A 20,051-nucleotide genomic window follows, 5' to 3' on the forward strand; every position below is an offset into this window, starting at 1 on the left:
CCCGTTTTCCCGTTTTCCCGTTTTCCCGTTTTCCCGTTTTCCCGTTTTCCAGCTATCCATAGGGCGTAGCCCGTTCCCGCTTCCTTTATCCCGCTTCCTTTATCCCGCAGCAAAGCGTTCTCGCTCTGTATTCAAAAACAATACTTATGCATCGCTTTCGACAATACATCGATGGTCGGTTCGATAAATTCAAAGGCGAGGAACTCGTCTGGCTGGTGGGCTTGGTCAATGGAGCCAGGGCCTAGAACCAGTGTCGGGCATAGCTGCTGCAAGAATGGGGCTTCAGTACAGTAGTTTACAGTCTCAGAGCTGGTGCCACAGATCTCTTCAACGCCACCGATAAATGGATGGTCATGCTGACATTCGTAGCCGGGGATCGGCTCGTGAAGTGGCGTGATCGAGATTCTGCCCGGCCACTTGGCTTCGATTTCTTTGAGTGCGCCGCGCAGCATGTTATCTAGTCCATCTAGGCTGATGCCCGGCAAAGGACGAACATCGTAATGCAGTTCACAGCAGCCGCAGATACGGTTAGCACTGTCACCACCATGAATGTGGCCTAGATTTAACGTCGGGCTAGGAATGGCAAATCCTGGATGGTGATACTCTTTAATCAGCTTGTCACGTAGCTGCATTAAGGCAAATAAAACCTCATGCATGATTTCGATAGCATTAACCCCTAAAGCAGGATCAGATGAGTGGCCCGATTTACCGGTCACTCGCACCGCATTGGCAACATGACCTTTATGACCTCGAATAGGTACTAGGCTAGTTGGTTCGCCGATGATGCAGTAATCCGGTTTAAATGGGGCGGTTTCAGTGAAGTGGCGTGCGCCGAGCATAGTTGTCTCTTCATCACATGTTGCGAGCACATAGAGAGGTTTGGTCTGTGTGCTCCAATCAACTTTTTTAACCGCTTCTATAATAAAGGCAAAAAAGCCTTTCATATCCGCTGTACCCAAGCCATAAAATCGGTTGTTCGCTTCCGTCAACGCATGTGGCTCGAAATTCCAACGCCCTTCATCGAACGGCACGGTATCACTGTGCCCTGCCAAAAGCAGTCCGCCTTCACCAGAGCCTTTTTTGGCGATTAGGTTAAATTTGCCCGCTTCTACTTCAGTTAAGTTGACTTCAAAGCCTATGTCTTTCAGCCAAGTCGCTAACTTTTCAATCACTTTTGCATTGCCTTCATCCCAACTGGAGTCCGTTGAGCTTATAGAAGAGGTAGAAATCAGGCCGCTGTAGACCTCAATAAAACTTGGTAATTGCATATTTAGTTTACATTCCCTGTTGACAGAGTTCGGCTAAGAAGGTAAAACACATATTAAATCACTTTTATTGAATAAAAAACCAATAAAAGCTGAATAATTTAAATTTATAGTCATTATCGAAATGACGTTTTTTACTCAAAATGGATGTCTGAGATGCTCAAAACCACAATCATAGGCGCAAGCGGTTATACCGGAGCAGAGCTTGCTTTGATGGTACATAAACACCCTGAACTTACGCTATCAGGTTTATATGTTTCCGCCAATAGCCTTGATGCAGGTAAAGACATCGCACAGCTTCACGGCAAGCTGGCTGGAATTATTAGTCAACCTGTACTTCCTCTCAAAGATGTTGAAGCTGTGGCTAATCAAACGGATGTGGTTTTTCTTGCCACTGCACATGAAGTGAGCCATGACCTAGCGCCGCTGTTTTTGGCGCAAGGTTGCCAGGTCTTTGATTTGTCTGGCGCCTTCCGCGTTAAGAAAGAAGGCTTCTACAGCGAGTTTTATGGTTTTGAACACCAGCATGATGCTTGGTTAGACAACTCAGCCTACGGATTGGCTGAATGGAATGCACAAGCGATTAAACAGAGTCAGCTTATAGCGGTGCCAGGCTGCTACCCAACAGCTTCACAGTTAGCGGTTAAGCCTTTACTCGAAGCGGGTTTGGTGGATACGGCTCAATGGCCTGTGATTAATGCCACTAGCGGTGTTTCCGGTGCAGGCAGAAAAGCATCGATGACCAATAGCTTTTGTGAGGTCAGCTTACAGCCATACGGTGTCTTTAATCATCGTCATCAGCCCGAAATCGCCAGCCACTTAGGCACAGATGTGATTTTTACCCCGCATCTTGGCAATTTTAAGCGTGGCATTCTCGCCACTATTACGCTCAAGCTGGTGGCTGGCACATCTGAACAACAGGTTAACGCTGCGTTTAGCGCGGCTTATGAAAATAAATCGGCAGTGCGTCTTTTAGAGTCAGCGTTGCCGAACATTCAAAATGTAGAAAATACACCTTTCTGCGATTTAGGTTGGAAGGTTCAAGGCGAGCACGTCATCGTTGTTTCAGCGATAGACAACTTGCTGAAAGGTGCATCAAGTCAAGCGATGCAATGTTTAAACATCCACTACGGATTTCCAGAGCTGACTGCTCTTGTTTAATTGAGCAGGGAAGGAAAAGTAATGACAGATAACAAACTTACTCCATTAGTGATCAAATTAGGCGGTGCTGCACTGTCGTGTACTGAGACATTAAGCCAGGTATTTGGTGCGATAGCCCAATACCAAAAGCAAGCTCAGCGACGAATTGTGATCGTTCACGGTGGAGGTTATCTGGTGGACGATCTAATGGCGAAACTGCAACTTGAGACAATCAAGAAAGAAGGTCTTCGCGTAACCCCTTATGAGCAAATCCCAGTCATTGCTGGCGCTCTAGCTGGAACAGCCAACAAGATGTTGCAAGGTCAAGCGATCAAAGATGGTCTTAATGCAGTTGGTTTGAGTTTAGCGGATGGCGGCTTATGTCATGTCAAAGAGCTTGACCCAGAGCTGGGCGCGGTAGGTAAGGCGACACCGGGAGACTCAACCGTGCTGCAAGCGATTTTACAAACGGGCGCGCTGCCTATCATCAGCTCTATTGGCCTAACAGAGCAAGGCCAGATGATGAATGTTAATGCAGACCAAGCTGCGGTAGCTGTGGCTGGAGCCTTAGATGCTGAATTGGTTCTACTGTCAGATGTTAGCGGTGTACTGGATGGCAAAGGTCATCTGATTAAAAGCCTTGATGAGAAAGAAGCGCAGAACCTCATCAATGGTCATGTGATTACTGACGGCATGATCGTCAAAGTGAACGCTGCACTCGAAGCAGCTAATGATTTGGGTCGACCAATTGAAGTTGCAACATGGCGTTATCCAGAAAAGCTCGCCGAGCTATTTGCCGGACAGAGCATTGGAACCCAGTTTTTACCACAGTAGTTGGTAGTAAAGAATTAGAGCTGAATGCATAGCGCATTGAGTGATAAAAACAGATTAAACAGGAAGTAACCCGCAGCACTGACCGCCACGCGCAGCGCCGGGATTTGGAGAAAGAAAAATGAGCAAAGTTCAAGTAAATAAAGTAGTTGTCGCATATTCTGGCGGTCTGGATACATCAGTGATCATTCCATGGCTAAAAGAGAATTACGATTGTGAAGTGGTTGCTTTCGTTGCCGATGTCGGTCAAGGCGCGGAAGAGCTAGAAGGCATTGAAGAAAAAGCCAAAGCCTCTGGTGCATCGGAGTGCTACATTGCTGACCTGAAAGAAGAGATGGTGGCAGACTACATCTACCCAACTCTAAAAACAGGTGCCTACTACGAAGGTAAGTACTTACTAGGCACTTCAATGGCTCGTCCAATCATAGCTAAAGCGCAAGTGGAAGTGGCACGTAAAGTTGGTGCGGATGCGCTTTGTCATGGCTGTACTGGTAAAGGTAATGACCAAGTTCGTTTTGAAGGTGCATTTGCGGCACTCGCACCGGACCTGCATGTGATTGCCCCTTGGCGTGAATGGGATCTTGTCAGCCGTGAAGAGTGTCTTGATTACCTAGCTGAGCGTAATATCCCTTGTACAGCCTCTCTAACGAAAATTTATTCACGTGATGCGAACGCTTGGCACATCTCGACAGAAGGTGGTGTGTTAGAAGACACTTGGAATGCACCAAATGACGATTGCTGGGCATGGACAGTCGATCCAGAGCAAGCGCCTAATGAAGCTGAATACGTAACGCTAAAAGTTGAAAAAGGCGAAGTAGTAGGTGTTGATGGTGAAAACATGACACCGTATAACGCACTTGTGTACTTGAATGACAAAGGTGTGAAGCATGGTGTTGGACGTATCGATATCGTTGAAAACCGCCTAGTAGGGATGAAGTCTCGTGGTTGTTACGAAACTCCGGGAGGCACTATCATGATGGAAGCGCTTCGCGCAGTAGAGCAACTTGTGCTAGATAAAACTGCATTTGAGTTCCGTGAAGAGCTTGGTGTAAAAGCCTCTCACCTAGTTTATGACGGTCGTTGGTTTACTCCGCTATGTAAGTCAATTCTGGCGGCATCAGAAGAGCTTGCTCAAGACGTGAATGGTGAAGTCGTGGTTAAGCTATACAAAGGCCAAGCGACAGTGACTCAGAAGCGTTCAGACAACAGCCTTTACTGCGAAGAGTTTGCGACCTTTGGTGAAGATGAAGTTTATGACCAAAGCCACGCTGAAGGCTTTATCCGCCTTTACTCGCTATCAAGCCGTATTCGTGCTCTGAATAGTCAGAAGAAATAACCACTGACGGTTAGAAATCTAGAGCCCACTTGGTTAGCCAAGTGGGCTTTTTGCTTTTTGAGTGGTGTTAGGCTAATAAATAATGATTTGAATAAATATGTTAAAAAAGTGAATTAATACTTTATTTTTGTTCTCATTTGCCGTAACTTTGAACCATCAAACAATACTGAATCTAATTCAGAGTTAACGAAAGCAATTTTACTAACCAGCACGACTAGTGAGCACAGGTAATCAGGAGAAACGCGATGGCATTATGGGGCGGAAGATTTACCCAAGCAGCAGATACGAGATTCAAAGATTTTAACGACTCATTGCGCTTCGATTACCGATTAGCTGAACAAGATATCGTGGGTTCAATCGCTTGGTCAAAGGCTTTACTCTCTGTTGATGTTTTAACGGAACAAGAACAGCAGAAACTAGAGCTTGCTCTAAATGAGCTTAAGCTTGAAGTGATGGAAGACCCGCACCAAATACTGCGTTCTGATGCCGAAGATATCCATTCTTGGGTCGAGCAGCAGTTAATTGGCAAAGTGGGCGATCTTGGTAAAAAGCTTCATACTGGGCGTTCACGTAATGATCAGGTGGCAACCGACCTAAAACTCTGGTGTCGTCAACAAGGTCAGCAGTTATTGATGGCGCTTGATCGTCTTCAAGCACAAATGGTCTCTGTAGCGAAAGTGCATCAAGACACGGTTTTACCGGGCTATACCCACTTGCAGCGTGCTCAGCCGGTTACATTTGCCCATTGGTGTCTCGCCTATGTAGAAATGTTTGAGCGTGACTACTCACGTTTAGAAGATGCCATTACTCGTCTTGATACGTGTCCTTTAGGTTCCGGAGCCTTGGCGGGTACTGCGTATCCAATCGACCGTGAAAAAGTAGCCCATAACCTTGGCTTCCGTCGTGCGACTCGTAACTCGCTGGATTCAGTGTCAGATCGTGATCATGTGATGGAGCTGATGTCAGTGGCGTCAATCTCGATGTTGCATTTATCTCGTCTTGCTGAAGATATGATCTTCTACAATTCGGGTGAATCCAACTTTATTGAGCTAGCCGATACAGTAACATCGGGCTCTTCACTGATGCCACAGAAGAAAAACCCAGATGCTCTTGAGCTTATCCGTGGTAAAACAGGACGCGTTTATGGCTCTCTAGCTGGCATGATGATGACAGTGAAGGCTTTGCCGCTTGCATATAACAAAGATATGCAAGAAGACAAAGAAGGCCTGTTTGATGCCCTAGATACTTGGAACGACTGTATGGAAATGGCAGCGTTATGTTTCGATGGTATCAAGGTCAACGGCGAGCGTACTCTAGAAGCGGCTAAGCAAGGCTATGCTAATGCTACTGAACTTGCAGATTACCTAGTCGCGAAAAAGATTCCGTTCCGCGAAGCGCACCATATTGTGGGTGTAGCGGTTGTTGGTGCGATAGCTAAAGGTTGTGCACTAGAAGAACTTTCGATTGCTGAGCTAAAAGAGTTCTCGCCAGTGATTGAAGAGGATGTCTACGACATATTAACCATTGAGTCTTGCTTAGAGAAACGTAGTGCGCTTGGTGGCGTATCGCCAAAACAGGTTGCTTACGCAGTAGAACAGGCCGAAGGCCGACTGATTAAGCGCGACGCTTCAGCAGTGAATGTACGTCCGGCTCGTTTAACCGATATCGAATCATTAGAAGGTATGGTCGCTTATTGGGCGAACATGGGTGAAAACCTACCACGTTCACGTAGTGAGTTAGTGCGTGATATCGGATCTTTTGCCGTGGCAGAACACAACGGAGAAATTACTGGTTGCGCCTCTTTGTATGTCTATGATTCAGGGTTAGCAGAAGTTCGCTCGCTAGGTGTTGAAGCAGGCTGGCAAGGGCAAGGACAGGGCAGTGCAATTGTTCAGTATCTGGTTGAGAAGGCGCGTCAGATGGCGATTAAGAAAGTATTCGTTTTGACTCGTACTCCTGAGTTCTTTATGAAGCAATCCTTCTTGCCAACATCGAAGTCCTTGTTACCTGAGAAAGTGCTTAAAGATTGTGATCAGTGCCCAAGACAACACGCATGTGATGAGGTGGCTCTGGAAGTGAACCTTGCGGAGCAAGCAATAGCACGGGTAAACGTTGCCTAAGTAACTGATTCAGAAAGATCCAAATAAAAGATCAAAAAAGATCGAAGTTTTTGGGAACTATTAAGAAAAAGCCCGGTCTATTAAAGTACCACTGCTTTTTCTTAGAAGAATCTAAGAAGGCCCCAAACCAGATATTGGTTTTGGGGCTTTTTTCTTTCTTGCTCTTCATAATCGATGCCATAGCTTCGTTGTCAAAAAAAACTCACCTAATCGAATAGGCAAGCTATGCTCATAGGATTCGTTTTTTTATCCTCCTTGCCCTGACACCGATTATTTTGAGCAAGTCCGTTTTAACTATTGTTTCTTTTTTTACGCTTTCGCCAAGGCAAGATGACAAATCGCATCCAGAGATGAAGGAACAGCAAACCGTTGAAAGCAAAGCCTGCCATAATGAGCGCGATAGACTCGATGCTCTGAGGGTTGTCACGAAAAGCGAACCACCAGACGATCCAACATAACACGGATAAGACAGTGAGCTGATCCATGCAGCGTTGGCATCGGCCTATTTTCTTCCAGAACCAGTCACTATTTTTGCAGTATTTACATGTCATGATTGCGGTTAATTGGGTAACATACGAGGTCTTAGCATATCTCAATTAACCTCAAAGTGATAAACATGATCGAACGTCAACAAACCAAACAACGAATGAGCCGTATTGTAAAGCACAATGGAACTATCTACCTTTGTGGCCAAGTTTGCGCAGACGCAACGAAAGGCATTACTGAACAGACTCAAACAATGCTAGATAAGGTTGAAGGGTTACTGCTAGAAGCGGGCAGTGATAAAGAGCATATGCTTTCAGCGACTATCTACATCAAGGATATGAAAGATTTCCAAGAAATGAATGCTGTTTGGGATGCTTGGGTTCCGGAAGGTCATGCACCTGCTCGCGCATGTGTAACGGCAGATATGGCACGTGAAGCTTTATTAGTTGAAATCTCAGTGATTGCTGCAGAAAAGTAACCCAAGAACGACGAAAAAAAACGAGCTACTCAGCTCGTTTTTTCTTGAATATTTATTGCTCAGCTACTATTGAGCCAAGTAAGCATCTAGCTCTTCACTGCCACCAATATGCTTACCACCGATAAATACTTGCGGCACTGTTGTGCGGCCAGAAATAGCGCGCAAACTTACTGTTGTCGCGTCTTTACCTAGAATGATCTCTTCATATTGAAGGTCGTTGTCAATCAGTGCTTGTTTAGCTTTGACGCAGAACGGACAGCCCGGCTTACTAAATACGGTAATCGATTCTTGAGTTTTGAATTCTGGTGCTACGTGTTTAAGCATTGTATCCGCATCAGACACTTTGAACGGGTCGCCCGGCTCGTTTGGTTCAATGAACATCTTCTCTACCACGCCATTTTTAACTAGCATGCTGTAACGCCATGATCGTTTGCCAAAGCCTAGGTCATTCTTGTCAACCAACATACCCATGCCGTCAGTGAATTCGCCATTACCATCCGGAATAAAAGTGATGTTTTCTGCTTCTTGGTCTGACTTCCAAGCATTCATTACGAAAGTATCGTTAACAGACATACAGATGATTTCATCAATGCCGTGGTCTTTAAAAACTGAGAACAACTCGTTGTAACGTGGCAGATGGCTAGATGAACAAGTCGGAGTGAAAGCGCCCGGTAAGCTAAACACAATCACGGTTTTATCTTTAAATAGCTCGTCACTGGTGACGTTAACCCATGCGTCACCTTGACGAATAGGGAATGTAACTTGTGGTACGTTTTGACCTTCTTTAGATGCAAACATATTGGTTTCCTTAATAGCGGATTATTGTAATTTTATTATGGAGTCTTATCAGTGTAGTGACTGTGCTCTGTCTCGATGGGTGTATTATTGAAGAAATTCTTTGATAGCTCTAATCGTTTAATGTTATGGTTTTGATAGATGATTTCTATCTTAATGGTGGGGAGTAGAGGTAATGAACATTCGTGATTTTGAGTATTTGGTCGCGCTTGCTGAGCACAAACATTTTCGTAAAGCAGCAGAAGCCTGCTTTGTCAGCCAGCCAACACTAAGTGGTCAAATTCGTAAATTGGAAGATGAACTAGGCACGGCACTTTTAGAGCGTAGTAGTCGCCGAGTACTGTTCACCGATGCGGGTTTACAGCTGGTTGATCAAGCTAAACGTATTCTGTCAGAAGTGAAAACCTTCAAGGATATGGCAAGCGGTCAAGCAGGTGAAATGGTTGGTCCTATGCATATCGGCTTTATTCCGACCGTCGGCCCTTATCTACTGCCGAAAATCATTCCTATGCTTAAAGAAGCTTTCCCTGATCTAGAGCTGTTTTTGCATGAAGCGCAAACTCATCAACTGGTGCGCCAGTTAGAAGATGGTAAGTTAGATTGTTTGGTGTTGGCGTCGGTTGCGGAAACCACGCAGTTCAGAGAGATTGAAGTTTACAATGAGCCACTGAGCATTGCAGTGCCTTGTGACCATGAATGGGCTAAGCTAGACCAAGTTGATATGCTCGAGCTCAATGGTAAAACAGTACTAGCGCTTGGCGATGGGCACTGTTTACGCGATCAAGCATTAGGCTTCTGTTTTGCTGCTGGCGCGCAAGACGATGAACGCTTTAAAGCGACTAGCTTAGAAACCCTGCGTAATATGGTGGCCGCAGGCGCGGGTATTACTTTGTTGCCAGAGTTGTCGTTACCGAAAGAAAAAGAGAAAGATGGGGTATGTTATGTCCCAGCTACCAATCCGGTCCCTTCACGCAGTATCGTCTTGGCATATCGACCAGGCTCTCCGCTAAGATCTCGCTTTGAACAGTTAGCTCAAGCTATTAAAACTCAGCTTGAAGACAACTGATAAGTTACAGGTAAAAAAAGAGGTTGATGTGAAAGCATCAACCTCTTTTCTTTTCGTGCTGTAATACGTTAGAACAGCTCTTCGCCGCCATCAGAAGTGTAGATACTGTCCGTAATCTCACTGGTGACGTACTCGGTAGGTTCAGTACCTTCTAAGAAGTATTCAAACATAGAGCTAGAGTCGAACTTATTGGTCAAGAGACCTGAGTCTCGATCAATTCGAACTCGTACGATATTTTGTGGAATCGTTTTGCTTTGCTGAGGAACACCCGCAAGTGCTGTACGCATAAAGTCGACCCAGGCTGGCTGGGCTGTTTTTGCCCCTGCTTCAGCGCCAGTAATCTGATCTTTGCCTAGATTACTGTTCGTTTTGGTTCGACCTAGCTTACGCGTGTGATCATCGAAACCGACCCAAGCGATAGCGACCATTCCTGGGCCATAACCGTTATACCAAGCATCTTTAGAGTCGTTAGTAGTACCGGTTTTACCACCAATGTCGCGACGTTGTAGCTTCTGAGCGCGCCAACCGGTACCGTTCCAACCTGTACCATCACGCCAGTTACCGCCACCCCAGACATTGCTGTACATCATTTCGCGCATCAAGAATGCAGTTTGCTCTGAGATCACTTGTGGAGCATATTGAGGCTCTTCAGTGACTTCAGTTGTCACATCTTGCTCGGCAAATTCATTGTCACTCGTGATAGCTTGAGTACAGTCTTGATGACAGACGACTTTTGGTGATGCTTCGAATTCTAGGTCACCAAATGGGCCCTCTACTCGGCTGATATAGAAGGGTTCTACATAGTAACCACCATTCGCGAACACTGAGTAGCCTTGAGCCATTTTCATTGGTGTTAAGCTACCCGCACCAAGAGCAATGGTTTCTGAACGCGGCACTTGGTCTATATCGAAACCAAAGCGTGTTAAGTATTGGCGCGTTTCATCAAGGCCGACTTCACGTAACACGCGCACAGCCATCACGTTCTTCGATTGTGCTAAACCAATACGTAAGCGAGTAGGGCCAATGTAAGTTGGTGGCGAGTTCTTTGGTCGCCAAGCTGTACCTTGACTCTTATCCCATTGGTTAATCGGAGCGTCATTGATCAGGGTCGCAAGTGTTAGCCCCTTATCGATTGCAGCGGCATAAATAAAGGGTTTAATACTTGAACCAACTTGGCGTACCGACTGAGTGGCACGGTTAAACTTGTTATGAACAAAGTTAAAACCACCAACCAACGAGAGTACTGCGCCGTTTTCGGGGTTCATAGCAACAAATGCGGTGTTCGCATTCGGTACTTGGCTTAGGTGCCAAGCGATGCTTGGCTCTTGGCCTTCAACTGTGCTTTCAACTTCACGCACCCAAATTTGCTCACCTTCAGTTAAGACATCTTTGGCACTGCTTGGTGGTGGGCCTTGGCGATCATCAGTCAGGAATTTACGTGCCCACTTGATGCCATCCCACTCTAACGTGTTGATCCCTTGGTCCTTAACCCAAATGGTTGCTTGCTTGTTATCAACCGCAGTGACAACAGCAGGAACGAGCTGACCATAGGTTGGAACGTTATCGAGCGTCTTATCTATCTGCTGTTCATCAAGCGCAGGTTTACCTGGCTGCCAAAGAACCTTTTCTGCACCGCGATAGCCGTGACGCTCATCGTAAGCCAGCAAGTTGTTGATTGCTGATTTGTTTGCGGCTGCTTGAAGCTTTGAATCTACCGTGGTGTAGATGTTCATGCCTGAAGTGTACGCTTCTTCCTGACCATAGCGAGCAACCATCCAAGCTCGCGCTAGCTCTGCAACGTATGGAGCACTTAACTCAATTTCTGCACCATGATAGCGAGCAACGATCTCTTCACCACGAGCCTCATCATACTCCGCCTGAGTTATGTATTTCTCGTCAAGCATACGCAGTAGCACGACATTACGACGGTTCGTCGCACGTTCGAGTGAGTAAATAGGGTTCATGGTTGAAGGCGCTTTTGGCATGCCGGCAAGCGTCGCGATTTCACTTAGTGTGAGGTTTTGAAGCTCTTTACCAAAATAGGTTTGCGCTGCGGCACCAAAGCCATAAGAGCGATAGCCTAAGAAGATCTTATTGACGTATAACTCCATGATCTCTTCTTTACTAAGAAGTTGTTCTATATGGATAGCAATAAAGATCTCTTTGATTTTTCGCATGATCTTCTTTTCATTGGAAAGGAAGAAGTTACGAGCTAGCTGCTGAGTAATGGTACTTGCACCTTGCTTGGCCGAGCCTGAAAGAGCAACCACTACGGCCGCACGAGTGATACCGATCGGGTCGATACCTGGGTGATCGTAAAAGCGGCTATCTTCTGTTGCAATTAGCGCCTCGATCAGATGCTGTGGAATATCGTCATAAGCAACGGGGATACGACGTTTCTCACCAAACTGGGAGATCAGTTTACCGTCTTGGCTAAACACCTGCATTGGAGTTTGCAGTTTTACGTCTTTCAATGTTGCTACGTCTGGTAGCTCTGGCTTCACATACAAGTAGAAGCCGAATATCGTACCGACCCCAAGAATTATGCAAATCAATGTGAATATAAGTAGTCGCTTTATGAACTTCACCGGAGATTCCCTGATTGATTGGGTTCACTAAATGTAAACCCTTGTACTTTAAGCTAAAAATCTAGCTCATTTTGTCTATGTGCTTATTTAACCATCAATTTAAGCAAATGAGCTAAGCAAAAAGTACGGAGCTAAGCTGCATGGGTAAATCATTAGTTACAGGCATTGAAATTGGACACCACAGTATTAAAGCGGTAGTTCTCAAGCCAAACAAGGGCACATTTGCTCTTGTCGACTATCGAGAATTGCCAATCGAAGCGGGCATTTTCTCTGATAACCATATGTCAAATTATCAGAAAATTGTAAAGAAACTCAAAGAACTAAGGAAGAGTTTGCCGCGATTTAGTACGAAAGTTGCATTGGCGATACCAGATAATGCGGTAATAAGTAAGGTATTACAGATAGATAGCGGGCTTAGCGACAATGAAATTGAGTATGCTATTTCTGACGCATTTTCCCATCAAACTCCGTTTTCAATTGATGAACTCTACTTAGATTATGTCCCGCTGACCGCGGATAGACAGTCATCGCAAACTCACTACCAAGTATACGCGACGAAAAAAGAGCTGGTTGACCCTAGAGTAGAAGTGTTCAAAAGCGCTGCCTTTCAACCCGTAGTGGTTGATTTACGTGCCCATGCTTTAGTGCATATTTGGCAGCTTGCTGCACGACAACAGGTTAAAGCCGACTGGCTTATGATTGATGTTGGTTTTGATCACGCTTCGTTGTGTATGGACCTTGCTGATAAAGCGCCTTTTTGCAAAGACATCGTTTTGGCAATCCATGAAAAAGAGGTGGATTCAAACCTTTGCTTAAGTCTGGCGCAAAGCCGTGGAGAGTTCACCGCTGAGTTACTAGATAAAATCCAACGCAATTTACAGCTTATTGCTTCAATGCACGGCAAGAGTGTTAAAGGGATTTGGCTGTCAGGTGTAGGGGCTACCATGCCTGCTCTTGCGAATGAAATCAGCACGCGCTTTGCCATTGAGTGTGAGCTTCTCAATCCACTGACTCTTTTTGCAACAACGAGCCAACAGGCGTCCGAAAATCTGTTGACCAATGGGCATAGGTTCGCATCGGCGGCTGGGATTGCTCTACGCGCGCTCACTTGGTTGGAGAGTCGTCATGCTGCATAGCATCAATTTGCTGCCGTGGCGTGAAGAGCTGCGAGATTATCGCCACAAGCGTTTTGGACTGCTGATGATGCTTACGCTAATCATTGCTGTAGTTATCCAGTGGGGCATCGGCATACACATAGAGCAGCAACAGGATCGGCAATCTGAACGTAATGAATATCTTGTGCGTTATGGCACACAATTGGACCAACAGCTTAACCAGCTGAAAATCGTTGAACAAGAACATCAAGCCCTCTTGACCCGATTGTCGGTTATTGAGGGGTTGCAGAAAGAGCGCAATAAAACCACAGACTTTATGAATTTATTGCCCGAGCTGATCCCGCCTGGTGTTTACATCGACAAGTTAAAGATGAATGGTCTACAGGTTGAGCTTGCTGGGATCAGCGATTCAACTTCTCATCTTGCCACCATGCTAGATAACCTAGAAAAATCACCTGCTGTAACTAACGTTGAGATGCATTCCATTGTTCATGGTACTGCTCGATTTGCCAGTAAGTACCAATCATATCGCGTCTCTTTTTCTCTTTTAGGAGGTCAGAGTGAATCGCTTAAACCTTGATATTGAAGAGATAGGCGAGTGGCCACTTACTTATCAACTAGTCGTGATAGCGGTGTTGATGGCGATGTTACAGGCAGGCGGTTATTGGCTTTTGGTTCAGCCTGAGTTTGAACAACTCGATGTTCTTAAACAGCACGAGCAGCAGCACAAAACCTCAATAGCATTGAAAACGAAAAAAGTGGTGTTGTTACCTAGAATGAAGGCTCAGCTTGATGAACTGTCACAGCGCTATGACTATCTATCGCGACAATTACCCGCGCAAAAAGAGCTCGCTTCTATGTTGGCGTCAGTTAATCAGGTCGGCTTACAAAACTCCCTGACCTTTACTCGAATTGATTGGGGACAAAAGCACGATCAAACGTTTCTGTACAAGCTTCCACTTAACATTGAATTGACCGGTGACTATCACGATATCGGTGACTTTTCTGCGGCGATTGCCTCGCTAGCGCGAATTATAAATTTTGATGATGTCTATTGGCATCGTGTCAGTTTAGAAAGCAGCACGCTGCATTTACGCGCTCGAGCCTACACCTATCAGCTTAAAAGTGAGGTCAAAGATGAAAATTAATCGGCTATTGCCTTTGATTGCTTTGGTTTCTGGCTGCAAGGCAAATCAAGCTCCGCTTGAGGAATACCTAGTGCAACTTAAGCGTGATGCTGAAGTGGAGGTGTATGAACTTGCCCCGCTCATTGATGTTCAAAGCTCCAAATATACTGCCCACCAAGTTAGGCAGCCATTCGAGCTACCTCAAGCGGCCTTGTCTATAAATCAGCAAGCGTTAACAAAAGATTGTTGGCAACCTAAACGCAACACGAGTCAGTTGGCGACTTTTCCGTTAAGCCAATTACAACTAAAAGGTGTGATGAGCCGAGATGGGAGAAAATCAGCACTTATTGAGGCTCCAACCGGCCGCTTAGTACAGGTTAACTCGGGCAGTAATCTGGGGCTGAATCATGGCAAAGTCACCAAGGTCGCGGATGACTATTTATTTGTGCAAGAAGCCATAGCAGACGGCCTCGGATGCTGGCAGTTACGTGAAACCAAATTAGCGCTTAAGTAGAGAACGGATAGAGATGAATAGGATAAAAGGTATGCTGGCTTTTGCTAGAGGCTATTTGCAATGGAGCAGCTTGTTTGTGGTCCTCTTCCATAGTGTTGTTTATGCCCAAGAGCAAAATGACAATCTGCTGCAAGGCTTGGATTTCAAACTCGATGAGCAGCGCAACGCGCAAATTATCCTAACCTTGTCCGACTCACGTGCGGTGGTCGATATACAAAAAGTGGAGCAGGGGTTAAGCATTACTCTGCCTCAAACTCAAGTGATAGAAGCGTTAATCAAGGTATTTGACGTGACCGAGTTTGGTACGGTAGTGCGTGACATTGAAGTTTTTCGCCATCCTGACAAGGTCGAGCTGATAGCGGCAATTGATGGGGACTTTCGTTATCACGATCAACTTGAAGGGACGCGACTGCAAGTCACTGTGGAGAGCAGTAGTAGTGCCGAACAACTGGTAGATAAAACGAGTCTTCTCGATAAGTCAGGCAAAAAGCTATCACTTAATTTTCAAGATATTCCGGTTAGAAATGTGTTGCAACTGATCGCCGATTACAATGATTTCAACTTGGTTGTTTCCGATTCAGTGACTGGCAATCTGACCTTACGCCTTGAAGAGGTATCATGGCAGAAGGTGCTCGACATCATCTTGCAGGTCAAAGGGTTAGATAAACGTGTTGAAGGAAGCATTGTTTTGGTCGCGCCAAAAGCGGAACTGGATGCTCGTGAGCACCAGAAGCTGGAGAAAGCGCGTTTAAAGGAGCAGCTAGGGAAACTGTCGTCGGAAATTATCCAAGTTAAGTTTGCCAAGGCGGCCGATATTGCTGACTTAATCGATGGTGGTGGTGAGTTTAGTATGCTCTCCTCTCGGGGTTCTTTGAGTGTGGACGAGCGCACCAACGCCCTATTGATTCGAGATTTAGAGCAAAATGTCGATGTTATTCGTTCTATTGTCGAATCACTCGATATCCCCGTTAAGCAGGTGCAAATCGAGGCGAGGATTGTCACGGTTCATGAAGGCAACTTGGAAGAGCTTGGGGTACGTTGGGGATTTAGTAACACCAATGGCAGTACTTCTATTGGCGCCAGTATTGAAGATAACGTATTCGATGTGGTGCCAATCGATGACATGCTTAATGTGAATCTAGGCGCAACTAGTGCCAATGCTTCGACCATCGCATTTCAAGTCGCCAAGCTTGGCTCCGACATGTTGCTTGACCTTGAATTATCGGCATTACAAAGAGAGTCGAAAGCAGAAGTCATCTCAAGCCCACGTTTGATCACCACTAATAAAAAGCCAGCCTATATTGAGCAGGGCAGCGAGATCCCTTATCTAGAGTCATCTTCAAGCGGGGCAACCAGCGTCTCGTTTAAGAAGGCAGTGCTCAGTTTAAAAGTCACGCCGCAGATCACCCCAGATAATCGGCTAATTCTGGATTTGAGCGTGACCCAAGATAGGCCAGGTGATGTGGTGAAAACCGGTACCGGGGAAGCGGTGGCGATTAACACCCAAAGAATCGGTACCCAAGTGCTGGTGGAGAATGGAGAAACCGTGGTACTCGGGGGCATCTTTCAACATAGCGTGACAGATGCGGTCGACAAGGTGCCTTTCTTTGGTGATTTGCCTCTGCTAGGGGCGCTATTTCGTCGTTCTTACCAACAAATGGGCAAAAGCGAACTGTTAATTTTCGTCACCCCAAGGGTAGTGATTGAGTAAGATTTTGGTTAGGGACGAAAATAAATTTGCATTAATGGCACCTTATCTAGATAATTTCGGGTCTTATCACGAATTATCTGTGAGGAATCGGTGCCACAAGCATCTCCATCGCTAGTATCACACTGGCTTTTCTTGTGGCGATGTCATTGAATTAACGTTGTAAATTACTGCTAAACATGGCTGAGAAACGCAATATTTTCCTTGTTGGCCCTATGGGGGCCGGCAAAAGCACAATTGGTAGACACCTAGCTCAACAGCTTCATATGGAGTTTGTTGATTCTGATACCGTTATTGAAGAACGTACTGGCGCAGATATCGCTTGGGTATTTGACGTAGAAGGTGAAGAAGGCTTCCGCGATCGCGAGGAAAAAGTGATTAACGACCTAACGGAAGAGCAAGGTATCGTACTTGCGACCGGTGGTGGTTCAATCAAGAGCAAAGAAAACCGCAATCGTCTTTCTGCACGCGGTATTGTTGTTTACCTTGAAACAACGATTGAAAAGCAGCTTGCGCGCACTAACCGCGACAAGAAGCGACCATTATTACAGACTGATAATCCACGTGACGTGCTTGAATCGCTAGCTGGCGAGCGCAACCCACTTTACGAAGAAATTGCGGATTACACAGTACGTACAGACGATCAAAGTGCAAAAGTGGTAGCCAACCAGATCGTAAAAATGCTAGAAGAACGTTAAGACTTTTTTTAGCAACTGGAGAATACCCATGGAACGGATTACGGTCAGCTTAGATGAGCGTAGCTATCCAATCTCAATTGGTGCCGGATTATTTAATGATCCGGCCCACCTTTCTTTCTTATCGGCAAAACAGAAAGTGGTGGTGATTTCTAATGTCACTGTAGCACCACTGTATGCGGATAAAATCCTCTCTCTTATCGAGCAACAAGGCTGTGAAGCGACAGTTCTTGAGCTGCCTGATGGCGAACAGTACAAATCATTAGACACCTTTAATACCATCATGAGCTTCCTACTCGAAGGTAGTTACGCCCGTGATGTAGTGGTGGTTGCGCTCGGTGGTGGTGTGATTGGTGATTTAGTGGGTTTTGCTGCTGCTTGTTACCAGCGCGGTGTCGACTTTATCCAGATCCCGACGACGCTATTGTCTCAAGTCGACTCATCTGTGGGTGGTAAAACGGCGGTTAACCACAAACTCGGCAAGAACATGATTGGTGCCTTCTACCAACCTAAAGCAGTGGTTATCGATACTGATTGTCTAAAAACCTTACCGCAAAGAGAGTTTGCTGCCGGTATTTCTGAAGTCATCAAGTACGGCATCATCTACGATCAAGATTTCTTTGTCTGGTTAGAAGAAAACCTCGATAAACTGTATCAACTTGATGAGCAAGCTCTCACTTACGCTATTGCTCGCTGCTGTGAGATTAAAGCTGAAGTGGTTGCTCAGGACGAAAAAGAGTCAGGAATTCGCGCGTTGCTGAACCTAGGTCATACATTTGGTCATGCGATCGAAGCTGAGTTAGGTTATGGTAATTGGCTACATGGTGAAGCTGTTTCGGCAGGCACAGTGATGGCTGCAAAAACCGCTCAACTTCAAGGCCTTATCAATGAGCAGCAAGTTGAGCGAATTATCTCTATACTGAAAAGAGCCCAGCTACCAGTACATACTCCAGAAACGATGTCATTTGCTGATTTCATGAAGCATATGATGCGTGATAAGAAAGTACTCTCTGGTGAGCTTCGCCTTGTACTCCCTACCAGTATAGGGACTGCTGAAGTAGTTAAAGGTGTACCAGAATCGATCATTGAACAAGCTATCGACTTCGCGCGCACTGTTTAAATCTTTTTGTTTTGTAGTACCAATCTGACCTTTGCCCTCACGAGGTTAAAGCGTTGGCTTGGTATTACTCGTATTTTCATTGGGATAACGTAATGAGCTTGGCGCATGATCCACGTGTGTTGGAGTTAGATTCACAAACAGAACTGCTAGAACGCTTGCAACTGTTGACTAATTTTGGCTCGAATTTGGTCACACTTGGTGGTGCATCAGGTGCGGGTAAGACTTGGCTGGCACAATATTATCTAGAAGCTTGGGCGCAAGATAAAAACCAGTCGTTATTGATGTGTTACCCTAACCAAGATGAATCTCAACGTCGCTCAACTATCCTCACTCAACTTATTTCCGAACCTCTTTTTAATCCAGCTGATTCTCTCGTCGAATCTTTCACACGCATCATGCAGGGCGAGACCTGTGATGTCGTGATTGCGATCGATGATGCGCACTTACTGACTGAATCCTTTGTTTCTGAACTGTGGATGTTGGTACTTGAAGCTCAGGTTAACCCAGGTTGGACGGTGAATGTGTTGTTGTTCGCTCAATCGAACAGTCTAGATGCATTGCTGACTCGTTTGGGTTATGGTCAAGAACACAAGCCAATTGATCTTGAAATTGAACCACTTAGTCAAGAAGAAGCGGATCGATTCTTTGAACAATTGGTGATTCGGTTTGTCGAAGATGACATGGAAAAGCGCGTTCGAAACGCGTATCGAACAGTTGCTCGTCGTCCTGGCGAAATCATGGCTTTAGGGGATCAAAAAGTGGAAAAAAGGATCATTATCCGCTCAATTGTGGGTTCACCAATCAATATTGCACTGTTGGTTATCACGCTACTGGTGTTAATCGGAGGCGGTTACTGGTGGATGATGTCGCAGCCGTCGCCAGATGACAAAGCTCAGCAAATCACTGAATCTATCGAACAGACGGCAATACCAACACTATCGGAAGAGAGCGCTGACGAAGAAAGTACCGCAGCGACAATTGAACCTGAACCCGTGGTTGATCCAACCATGGCGAATGCTGAAGATGACTCGCTCTCGCTACCACCGGATGTGACTGAGCAAATATCGAGTGTTGGCAATACCGATGAGGATCATCAGCGCGTAGTGATTACCTCTGATGTGGTTGATGCTCTGATGGAAGGCAAACCTGAGCAGGCGGATACTAGCAAAATCGAACAAGTTGTCGAGCAATCGAAAACTGAGCAGGTTGCCGAGCCTCAAGCGACAGTGACTTCAGATTCTGAGACAGTGGCACAAAGCCCGGCTGAAGAGGAAGCGGCGCCAAGTCCTACCGTGATTAAGTTCTCTTTCACTAAAGATGAGCTGAAAAGCTTTTCTCCACGTAGTTACACTCTCCAGTTAGCGGCGGTGAACTCACTTGAGGAAGTGCAGAATTTTATTGATCGTCACCAGCTCGCTAATCAGGTATTTATCTATCCAACTCAGCGTAACGGGGTAGATTGGTACATAGTGACGTACCAAAACTATCCAACCATTCAAGTGGCGCGTGATGCGGTACAAGGGCTATCTACTGAGCTGCAAAACTTGGAGCCTTGGGCTAAGTCTCTTAGCCAAGTGCAACGAGAGATTGATCGCGGCAATCAAGATAATTAGAAACTGGGTGTAATCCTGAAAATTGTCTGAGATTAATTACAAAATATGTTACAT

18 protein-coding genes are annotated in these 20,051 nt (G+C 45.7%); 14 read left to right on the forward strand and 4 right to left on the reverse strand.

Translation table 11 applies throughout. The features are described from left to right. Nucleotides 1-131: 131 nt before the first annotated feature. Complete coding sequence (gene argE, locus AC6R00_RS11075; RefSeq protein WP_500640437.1) at nt 132-1,268, reverse strand: acetylornithine deacetylase; 1,137 nt, start codon at nt 1,266-1,268, stop codon at nt 132-134. Between the two features lie 153 nt (nt 1,269-1,421). Between argE and argC the strand changes: the two genes are divergently transcribed. From argC to argH, 4 genes are all read left to right on the forward strand, one after another. Beyond that, nucleotides 1,422-2,426 (forward strand): N-acetyl-gamma-glutamyl-phosphate reductase, encoded by a 1,005-nt coding sequence (argC, locus tag AC6R00_RS11080; protein ID WP_500640438.1) that lies wholly within the window; start codon nt 1,422-1,424, stop codon nt 2,424-2,426. Nucleotides 2,427-2,447: 21 nt separating this feature from the next. Then, the gene (gene argB, locus AC6R00_RS11085) at nt 2,448-3,239 is read left to right on the forward strand and encodes an acetylglutamate kinase (RefSeq protein ID WP_069667319.1); all 792 of its coding nucleotides are present in this window, start codon (nt 2,448-2,450) and stop codon (nt 3,237-3,239) included. A 118-nt stretch (nt 3,240-3,357) separates the two neighbouring features. After that, a complete protein-coding gene (locus AC6R00_RS11090; protein WP_171325614.1) occupies nt 3,358-4,572 on the forward strand; it encodes an argininosuccinate synthase in 1,215 nt (404 codons plus the stop codon). A 245-nt stretch (nt 4,573-4,817) separates the two neighbouring features. Further along, nucleotides 4,818-6,692 carry an argininosuccinate lyase gene (gene argH, locus AC6R00_RS11095; protein WP_004743289.1) on the forward strand — a complete coding sequence of 625 codons (1,875 nt, stop codon included), beginning with the start codon at nt 4,818-4,820 and terminating at the stop codon, nt 6,690-6,692. Nucleotides 6,693-6,982: 290 nt separating this feature from the next. Here the strand turns inward: argH and AC6R00_RS11100 are convergent, their stop codons facing one another. Continuing rightward, nucleotides 6,983-7,243 carry a DUF3624 domain-containing protein gene (locus tag AC6R00_RS11100; protein WP_239827332.1) on the reverse strand — a complete coding sequence of 87 codons (261 nt, stop codon included), beginning with the start codon at nt 7,241-7,243 and terminating at the stop codon, nt 6,983-6,985. Nucleotides 7,244-7,308: 65 nt separating this feature from the next. On the opposite strand from AC6R00_RS11100, the gene AC6R00_RS11105 reads away from it, so the two are divergent. Then, nucleotides 7,309-7,656: a RidA family protein gene (locus AC6R00_RS11105; RefSeq protein WP_500640439.1), complete on the forward strand. Its 348-nt coding sequence runs from the start codon at nt 7,309-7,311 to the stop codon at nt 7,654-7,656. A 66-nt stretch (nt 7,657-7,722) separates the two neighbouring features. Here AC6R00_RS11105 and AC6R00_RS11110 read toward each other — a convergent pair whose 3' ends face one another. Beyond that, nucleotides 7,723-8,454 (reverse strand): glutathione peroxidase, encoded by a 732-nt coding sequence (locus AC6R00_RS11110; RefSeq protein WP_500640440.1) that lies wholly within the window; start codon nt 8,452-8,454, stop codon nt 7,723-7,725. Nucleotides 8,455-8,626: 172 nt separating this feature from the next. Here AC6R00_RS11110 and oxyR point away from each other — a divergent pair, with 172 nt between their 5' ends. Then, on the forward strand, nt 8,627-9,517 hold the full coding sequence (gene oxyR, locus AC6R00_RS11115) for a DNA-binding transcriptional regulator OxyR (RefSeq protein WP_500640441.1): 891 nt from the start codon (nt 8,627-8,629) through the stop codon (nt 9,515-9,517). A 68-nt stretch (nt 9,518-9,585) separates the two neighbouring features. On the opposite strand, the gene AC6R00_RS11120 is transcribed toward oxyR, so the two are convergent. After that, nucleotides 9,586-12,105, reverse strand: a complete 2,520-nt coding sequence (locus tag AC6R00_RS11120) for a penicillin-binding protein 1A (protein ID WP_500640442.1) — start codon at nt 12,103-12,105, stop codon at nt 9,586-9,588. A 140-nt stretch (nt 12,106-12,245) separates the two neighbouring features. Between AC6R00_RS11120 and pilM the strand changes: the two genes are divergently transcribed. The 8 genes from pilM (at nt 12,246) to AC6R00_RS11160 (ending at nt 19,997) form a co-directional block, all read left to right on the forward strand. Then, the gene (gene pilM / locus AC6R00_RS11125) at nt 12,246-13,241 is read left to right on the forward strand and encodes a type IV pilus assembly protein PilM (RefSeq protein ID WP_500640443.1); all 996 of its coding nucleotides are present in this window, start codon (nt 12,246-12,248) and stop codon (nt 13,239-13,241) included. Then, complete coding sequence (locus AC6R00_RS11130; RefSeq protein WP_500640444.1) at nt 13,231-13,800, forward strand: PilN domain-containing protein; 570 nt, start codon at nt 13,231-13,233, stop codon at nt 13,798-13,800. Before pilM ends, AC6R00_RS11130 begins: the two co-directional genes overlap by 11 nt. Beyond that, entirely contained in the window at nt 13,781-14,368 is a 588-nt protein-coding gene (locus AC6R00_RS11135) for a type IV pilus inner membrane component PilO (protein ID WP_500640445.1), read from the forward strand. Before AC6R00_RS11130 ends, AC6R00_RS11135 begins: the two co-directional genes overlap by 20 nt. Next, nucleotides 14,358-14,861 carry a pilus assembly protein PilP gene (locus AC6R00_RS11140; RefSeq protein ID WP_500640446.1) on the forward strand — a complete coding sequence of 168 codons (504 nt, stop codon included), beginning with the start codon at nt 14,358-14,360 and terminating at the stop codon, nt 14,859-14,861. The genes AC6R00_RS11135 and AC6R00_RS11140 overlap by 11 nt, the downstream gene beginning before the upstream one ends. A gap of 13 nt (nt 14,862-14,874) precedes the next feature. Then, on the forward strand, nt 14,875-16,572 hold the full coding sequence (locus AC6R00_RS11145; protein ID WP_500640447.1) for a type IV pilus secretin PilQ: 1,698 nt from the start codon (nt 14,875-14,877) through the stop codon (nt 16,570-16,572). Between the two features lie 176 nt (nt 16,573-16,748). Next, complete coding sequence (aroK, locus tag AC6R00_RS11150) at nt 16,749-17,267, forward strand: shikimate kinase AroK (protein ID WP_004743301.1); 519 nt, start codon at nt 16,749-16,751, stop codon at nt 17,265-17,267. Nucleotides 17,268-17,295: 28 nt separating this feature from the next. Further along, nucleotides 17,296-18,384, forward strand: a complete 1,089-nt coding sequence (gene aroB / locus AC6R00_RS11155) for a 3-dehydroquinate synthase (RefSeq protein WP_500640448.1) — start codon at nt 17,296-17,298, stop codon at nt 18,382-18,384. 92 nt (nt 18,385-18,476) lie between these two features. After that, nucleotides 18,477-19,997, forward strand: coding sequence for an SPOR domain-containing protein (locus tag AC6R00_RS11160; RefSeq protein WP_500640449.1), 1,521 nt, complete (start codon nt 18,477-18,479; stop codon nt 19,995-19,997). Nucleotides 19,998-20,051: the final 54 nt, after the last annotated feature.

This window comes from Vibrio sp. R10-SF1-ISO8 (genome assembly GCF_059833805.1).

Bases quoted from the DNA above. Each gene is read 5' to 3' on its own strand.
- argE (WP_500640437.1), bottom strand. From the start codon at position 1,268: ATGCAATTACCAAGTTTTATTGAGGTCTACAGCGGCCTGATTTCTACC.
- argC (WP_500640438.1), top strand. From the start codon at position 1,422: ATGCTCAAAACCACAATCATAGGCGCAAGCGGTTATACCGGAGCAGAG.
- argB (WP_069667319.1), top strand. From the start codon at position 2,448: ATGACAGATAACAAACTTACTCCATTAGTGATCAAATTAGGCGGTGCT.
- AC6R00_RS11090 (WP_171325614.1), top strand. From the start codon at position 3,358: ATGAGCAAAGTTCAAGTAAATAAAGTAGTTGTCGCATATTCTGGCGGT.
- argH (WP_004743289.1), top strand. From the start codon at position 4,818: ATGGCATTATGGGGCGGAAGATTTACCCAAGCAGCAGATACGAGATTC.
- AC6R00_RS11100 (WP_239827332.1), bottom strand. From the start codon at position 7,243: ATGACATGTAAATACTGCAAAAATAGTGACTGGTTCTGGAAGAAAATA.
- AC6R00_RS11105 (WP_500640439.1), top strand. From the start codon at position 7,309: ATGATCGAACGTCAACAAACCAAACAACGAATGAGCCGTATTGTAAAG.
- AC6R00_RS11110 (WP_500640440.1), bottom strand. From the start codon at position 8,454: ATGTTTGCATCTAAAGAAGGTCAAAACGTACCACAAGTTACATTCCCT.
- oxyR (WP_500640441.1), top strand. From the start codon at position 8,627: ATGAACATTCGTGATTTTGAGTATTTGGTCGCGCTTGCTGAGCACAAA.
- pilM (WP_500640443.1), top strand. From the start codon at position 12,246: ATGGGTAAATCATTAGTTACAGGCATTGAAATTGGACACCACAGTATT.
- AC6R00_RS11130 (WP_500640444.1), top strand. From the start codon at position 13,231: ATGCTGCATAGCATCAATTTGCTGCCGTGGCGTGAAGAGCTGCGAGAT.
- AC6R00_RS11140 (WP_500640446.1), top strand. From the start codon at position 14,358: ATGAAAATTAATCGGCTATTGCCTTTGATTGCTTTGGTTTCTGGCTGC.
- AC6R00_RS11145 (WP_500640447.1), top strand. From the start codon at position 14,875: ATGAATAGGATAAAAGGTATGCTGGCTTTTGCTAGAGGCTATTTGCAA.
- aroK (WP_004743301.1), top strand. From the start codon at position 16,749: ATGGCTGAGAAACGCAATATTTTCCTTGTTGGCCCTATGGGGGCCGGC.
- aroB (WP_500640448.1), top strand. From the start codon at position 17,296: ATGGAACGGATTACGGTCAGCTTAGATGAGCGTAGCTATCCAATCTCA.
- AC6R00_RS11160 (WP_500640449.1), top strand. From the start codon at position 18,477: ATGAGCTTGGCGCATGATCCACGTGTGTTGGAGTTAGATTCACAAACA.